The following is a 5,109-nucleotide window of genomic DNA, read 5'->3' as shown; positions in this document are numbered from 1 at the left end:
ATCTTTTGTCTAGTATAACCTATTCAGAATGAATTAAAATCGAAACTTTTTGTGAGCTAGGTCTGTCCAATACCCAATGCGTCAACGAGAAGGGATTGAGCTGGCTAAGAAAGAAGGGAAGTTTAAGGGTCGTTTAAAGAAATATCATAAAAATCACGCAGGAATGAAATATGCAGTAAAACTATATAAAGAAGGCGGTATGACTGTAAATCAAATTTGCGAAATTACTAATGTGTCTAGGGCTTCATTATATAGAAGGCTATCGGAAGGAAACAAATAGTTTGTCCTGATTCTATCAAAAGGTTTATTTTTTGATACCAACATTTTTAGGCATGAAATGTCGGCAATTATTATCTATTTTGTTTTAAAATAAATATTGAAAGGGAGTAAACTTATGGATTGGCTAGAAAGAATGAACAATGCGTTAAACTACATTGAAAATAGCTTGAATGAAGAAATAGACTACAAAGAGATTGCAAAAGCAGCTAATTGTTCTGAGTTTCATTTTTCAAGAATGTTCTCTTCAATCTCAGGTATATCGCTATCAGAATATATTAGACGTAGACGGTTAACACTCGCAGCATTTGAAATTCAAAAAAGTGATATTCGGATCATTGATGTGGCAATTAAATATGGTTATGTTTCTTCTGATACTTTCTCACGTGCTTTTCAAAAAATGCATGGAGTAACCCCTTCCAATGCTCGTAATAGAGGGGTACAGTTAAAAGCCTTTCCCAGAATTTCCTTTCAAATTTCTATTAAAGGAGATACCGAGATGGAGTACAGAATTGAAAACCTTGATTTTGAATTAAGAATTGTTGGAAAAAGTAAGCCAGTAAAAACAAGCAGAGCATTTAAAACAATCCCTACGCTTTGGAACACTGCGAAAAAAGATGGATTTATGCAAGAACTAGTAGATATGTCATGGGAAAATCCAAAATGCACGCTTGAAAGCCTTCTGGGGGTTTGCGGAAAAGAAGCTGCCATAACAGATGAACAATTTTCCTATTTCATGGGCGTAAGATACGATGGGGAATCCCCAGAAAATATGGAGACGCTTATTATTCCCGCAAGTACATGGGCAGTTTTTCCGAACATAGTGGATGCATGGAAACGTTTATATTCCGAGTGGGTCCCTACCTCCGAGTATGAACTTGCAAATTTACCGTGTATAGAATGTTATTACGGTCCGAAGCATAAACCAAGACACGAACTCTGGGTCCCTGTTATCCCGAAGTAAATTACATATTCAGTAATAGAATGCTGTTTATGGAGTAACGAAAAAAGAGCCTAATTTCTCAATTTAGGTGATGGGAAATCAGGCTTTTTATATTGGAAATTCCTTATCGTTGTAAATCCGCATTTTCCTGACGCTACCCCAATTAGTTAAAATTTATGTCCCCACATTTTAGTTCCGTGTTGGAATAATATACTGCATTTCAAAGTCTACTAAATTCAGATAGTGATTTATTTGTGGTTCTCTAGTATCTTTAAATCCTTGTTTCAAATAAAAATTGTGAGCCGAAGCACGTGCTGACAAGCTCACTCGATAATATCCTTGCTTACGAAAATCATCAATTGCCCAGCTTAACAAACGCGATCCCAGTCCCTGTTGTTGATGTTGAGCATCAACAGCAAAGGATACTAATCGAACCGTATTAGAATCTTTTGGATAACTTGAAAATGTTGCGACTAAAATATCATTAATCGTAATACCGTAAAACTGATTGTTTTGCTCAACCATCATTTCATCTGATGTAATTAACTTTTTTAGTGGTTTTCTCAAAACAGCATTTCTTAAATCAATATTTTGTTTATAAAGTTGTTTGTTATTTGCTTTAAATTTTTGAAAAATAGGTTCTTTAGTTATCAAATCATATTTCTGCATCACGTTTTGTTTTTTCATGTTTTTGTCCTTTGTCTAAATTATACAATAGTGACTCTAAGATTTAAGGATAACATCAGTTTTGCGTGGACTATTATCAAATAATTAGACATAAAAAAAAAGCGTTAATAATTGTTTTTCTTTTTTTATATTGTGTTCAGAAAATGGTCATTTTATGGACACTCTTCTTTTGTTATAAAAACTCTCAAAAATCATTTACATTTCTTGTTCATTAACCCGTAATTTATTCTATGTTTATTTATATACACATTTCTAAGTTATGATACAATAAATTAAAATGAAGGAAAAAAATGAATATCGGATATGCACGAGTTTCAACCGGACTTCAAATTGCGTTAAAACAAAAATCTATTTAAAACAAGGGGAGTGTACTGAACTTATTGTTTATGAAAACGATTGAATTAGAAAAGCGCCTTTCAAAAGGTGCTTTTTGTCTTTCTAGTTTGAAAAATATACTCTATTTTTTTTTTTTCTTCGTAACTCATTATATATACTTACAATTGGACTACAATCAAATATTTAAACACAAAATGAACAATATTGTTCGAAAATAATTTTTGAGTTCAGTTTTAAATAAATATTTCCATCAAAAATCTCAGTCATTAATTTTAAAATCTCCATAGTAAAATTTACTTCTGACTGAAAGAGATTTCTCATTATAAAAAAAATTTTTTTAAAAGGGAATTTAATGATTTTCACTCTAGAAATAATAAGTTTTGGAAAAATTTTTGTTATTCCAAAACTTATAATCGTCATAAAACGCATAGTTAAGCGGTTTAGTTTTTCAAAAGTTTAAAAAACCATAAAAAACGATTTTTATGGCAACTTTATGAGAGTATGAGGATATTTTTAATCAAAAAAGCGCTTATAAATTGCAAGTGATTTTAGTTGTTGATATAAAATATTATGCTATTTTTAAAGTGTTTTAAACAAAAGCAAAAAGTATATTCTGAACTTAAAACACGATTCGTCAGAATATAATTTTTTTTCTAAATTTTGAACAATATTCTTTTTAATTATGATATAATATTTTTATATTTTAGTTACCCCTAAAATATATACCTTTCTATTTACAAGCTGTCCTCCTCTTACAATTCCGAGAACAGCTTTTTATTATGGCTAGAACAAGTGACAAAAAAGGAGAGACCAGTATGATAACATATGGAAAAAGAACTGAGTTGAATACAATTGATGTGATTAGATTGTTTGAATCATCTGGAATTGTTCGACCATTTAGTCAACCGGTTCTGTTGCAAAGTTTAAAAATCAAATACAAGGTTTATAATCCTTCTTGTTCTTAAGCTAATATTCCCATTAAGACCTTAATCTCAGTAGATACCGAAAATCCGAAGAGCGTTCCATTTCTTCGGTTCTTTTTGTATATTCCTCGAATTGTTTCCATGCCCTTAATCGTGGTTGAGGAAGTTCGTAGACTTCGATAAAATTTATTGCGTCGTTTGATTGGTCGATGGTCTTGCTCAATGAGGTTATTGAGATACTTCACGGTTCGATGCTCTGTCTTAGTATATAAACCGTTACTCTGTAACTTTCTAAATGCAGAACCAATAGAGGGCGATTTATCCGTGACAATTACTCTTGGTTGACCAAACTGTTTATGTAGTCGTTTCAAGAACGCATAAGCAGCTTGAGTATCCCGTTTCTTGCGTAGCCAGATGTCTAAAGTCAATCCATCCGCATCAATTCCACGATAGAGATAATGCCAACGACCTTTGATTTTGATATAAGTTTCATCCATTTTCCACGAATAGAAGGACTGTCTATTTTTCTTTTTCCAGAGATGATAGAGGACTTTACTGTATTCTTGTACCCAACGATAAATAGTTGTGTGACAAACGTTAATCCCACGATCATAAAGGAGTTCTTGAATTTCACGATAGCTTAGATTGTAACGTAGATAATAACCAACAGCGACAATAATCACATCTTTTTGAAATTGTTTACCTTTAAAATAGTTCATTGATATATCCTCGCTGTCATTTTTATTCATTTTACACTAAAATAGACTTATCAGAAAACTTTGCAACAGAACCGATAACTTGATTGAAGATGGTTCTGTAACGCTTGGAGAAATTAAAGAGGCGAGTAGAGATGGCAAGCTGTTGACTGAAGAATTTAAGGTCAAAAAAGGGCTTGTTGAGCCAGAAATTGATTTAGGTTTAGACAAAGGTTTTGGCATGCATTTATAAGTTTCAGCAAATCAAAGTATCCGCAAAGGCTCTGCCTGCGCCAGTCCTTAAAGCAGTAATGTCGTAAGTTTTAATCGAGGTGTACAAGCGGAGCGACAAGAGCAAACAGGGATATTTAATTCTTGAAATTATAAAAAAAAAAAGAATATGATGAAACTGTTTACAAAATTAAAAAAAGGAGATTTTAAAAATGAAAAATCAAGAACTTAATTTAAAACAATTTAAAACATTATCTGACGAAGAACTTCTAGAAGTTAATGGTGGAGGTGGATGGGGTTCTGCTTTCGCAGGTTGGCTTGGAGGTATTGGTGTTAATCCAGGGCAAACTGCTCAACAGGTAGTTAATCAATTGAATGGTGTAACAGGTTTTCATGCTTATAATCATAATCCTTATGGTAGTGGTGGAACACCAAATGATTAACTAAAAAGTAAGATTATTTTTAATTTTTCTAACTTAACAGGAGGTATAACGATTAAAGCAATTTATAAAAATAAGACTGTAGATGTCTGGGAAATAAGTAAAAATAATGAACAACCGGAATGGGTAAAAAATGCTTTTAAAGAAAATTATCTTTGTTGGTATGATGATAGATTAAAAATACTAATGAATGGCATTAAACCATCAGCTAAAAGTTCTTTAAAATTAGGAGTTATAGGTTCGGTTGCTGGAAGTTTAGCTGGTGGATTAGCTGGGAACAATGTTTATGTGATGGGAGATATTGGAGATTATTTGGATATTACTAATCGTAAAGTTGTATCTAAAGAAAAATTTTTGAAAAAATATTCTGTTTGAATTTAAACGCTCTTTGAGCGTTTTTTGTTATTTTTATTAAGAAGTTTTGTAAAGGTTTTGCCGAGCGGTAGCGCTGGAAAAAATTCTTCGAATTTTTGGAATGTGGGGAAAACAGGGGGGGGTACTACGACCGTTAGGGAGTTCTTTTTAGTGGATGAACGAACAAAAAATCTCTCGTATTTTGTTTGTTCATCCATGGTTTT

General features: G+C 32.2%; 8 protein-coding genes and 1 pseudogene. 6 read left to right on the top strand and 3 right to left on the bottom strand.

What is annotated here, in order from left to right; all coding sequences use genetic code 11:
* Window positions 1-76: 76 nt before the first annotated feature.
* Window positions 77-280 (top strand): annotated as a pseudogene (locus HFD15_RS13780) (helix-turn-helix domain-containing protein); the annotation flags it as partial.
* A 114-nt stretch (window positions 281-394) separates the two neighbouring features.
* Window positions 395-1,240, top strand: a complete 846-nt coding sequence (locus HFD15_RS13775; protein ID WP_010731423.1) for an AraC family transcriptional regulator — start codon at window positions 395-397, stop codon at window positions 1,238-1,240.
* A gap of 168 nt (window positions 1,241-1,408) precedes the next feature.
* Here HFD15_RS13775 and HFD15_RS13770 read toward each other — a convergent pair whose 3' ends face one another.
* Window positions 1,409-1,906: a GNAT family N-acetyltransferase gene (locus tag HFD15_RS13770; RefSeq protein ID WP_047205803.1), complete on the bottom strand. Its 498-nt coding sequence runs from the start codon at window positions 1,904-1,906 to the stop codon at window positions 1,409-1,411.
* A gap of 1,151 nt (window positions 1,907-3,057) precedes the next feature.
* Between HFD15_RS13770 and HFD15_RS14465 the strand changes: the two genes are divergently transcribed.
* On the top strand, window positions 3,058-3,207 hold the full coding sequence (locus HFD15_RS14465; RefSeq protein ID WP_235587373.1) for a hypothetical protein: 150 nt from the start codon (window positions 3,058-3,060) through the stop codon (window positions 3,205-3,207).
* Here HFD15_RS14465 and HFD15_RS13760 read toward each other — a convergent pair.
* Window positions 3,204-3,884, bottom strand: coding sequence for an IS6-like element ISS1S family transposase (locus HFD15_RS13760; protein ID WP_167593790.1), 681 nt, complete (start codon window positions 3,882-3,884; stop codon window positions 3,204-3,206). The two genes, HFD15_RS14465 and HFD15_RS13760, sit on opposite strands and share 4 nt — an antisense overlap.
* Before the next feature lie 79 nt (window positions 3,885-3,963).
* Between HFD15_RS13760 and HFD15_RS13755 the strand changes: the two genes are divergently transcribed.
* The 3 genes from HFD15_RS13755 (at window position 3,964) to HFD15_RS13745 (ending at window position 4,906) form a co-directional block, all read left to right on the top strand.
* Entirely contained in the window at window positions 3,964-4,113 is a 150-nt protein-coding gene (locus tag HFD15_RS13755) for a hypothetical protein (RefSeq protein WP_160321598.1), read from the top strand.
* Between the two features lie 190 nt (window positions 4,114-4,303).
* Window positions 4,304-4,534 carry a class IIb bacteriocin, lactobin A/cerein 7B family gene (locus tag HFD15_RS13750; RefSeq protein ID WP_058224954.1) on the top strand — a complete coding sequence of 77 codons (231 nt, stop codon included), beginning with the start codon at window positions 4,304-4,306 and terminating at the stop codon, window positions 4,532-4,534.
* A gap of 51 nt (window positions 4,535-4,585) precedes the next feature.
* A complete protein-coding gene (locus HFD15_RS13745) occupies window positions 4,586-4,906 on the top strand; it encodes a hypothetical protein (protein WP_058224955.1) in 321 nt (106 codons plus the stop codon).
* A 2-nt stretch (window positions 4,907-4,908) separates the two neighbouring features.
* Here HFD15_RS13745 and HFD15_RS14460 read toward each other — a convergent pair.
* On the bottom strand, window positions 4,909-5,109 hold a 201-nt coding region (locus HFD15_RS14460), incomplete at its 5' end, for a hypothetical protein (RefSeq protein ID WP_238785378.1).

The organism is Lactococcus sp. EKM203L, from assembly GCF_011800585.1.
Lineage (GTDB): Bacteria > Bacillota > Bacilli > Lactobacillales > Streptococcaceae > Lactococcus > Lactococcus lactis.
Note: the sequence above shows the minus strand (reverse complement) of the source record. Positions and strands in the feature narration are given on the sequence as shown.

Bases quoted from the DNA above. Each gene is read 5' to 3' on its own strand.
- HFD15_RS13775 (WP_010731423.1), top strand. From the start codon at position 395: ATGGATTGGCTAGAAAGAATGAACAATGCGTTAAACTACATTGAAAAT.
- HFD15_RS13770 (WP_047205803.1), bottom strand. From the start codon at position 1,906: ATGAAAAAACAAAACGTGATGCAGAAATATGATTTGATAACTAAAGAA.
- HFD15_RS14465 (WP_235587373.1), top strand. From the start codon at position 3,058: ATGATAACATATGGAAAAAGAACTGAGTTGAATACAATTGATGTGATT.
- HFD15_RS13760 (WP_167593790.1), bottom strand. From the start codon at position 3,884: ATGAACTATTTTAAAGGTAAACAATTTCAAAAAGATGTGATTATTGTC.
- HFD15_RS13750 (WP_058224954.1), top strand. From the start codon at position 4,304: ATGAAAAATCAAGAACTTAATTTAAAACAATTTAAAACATTATCTGAC.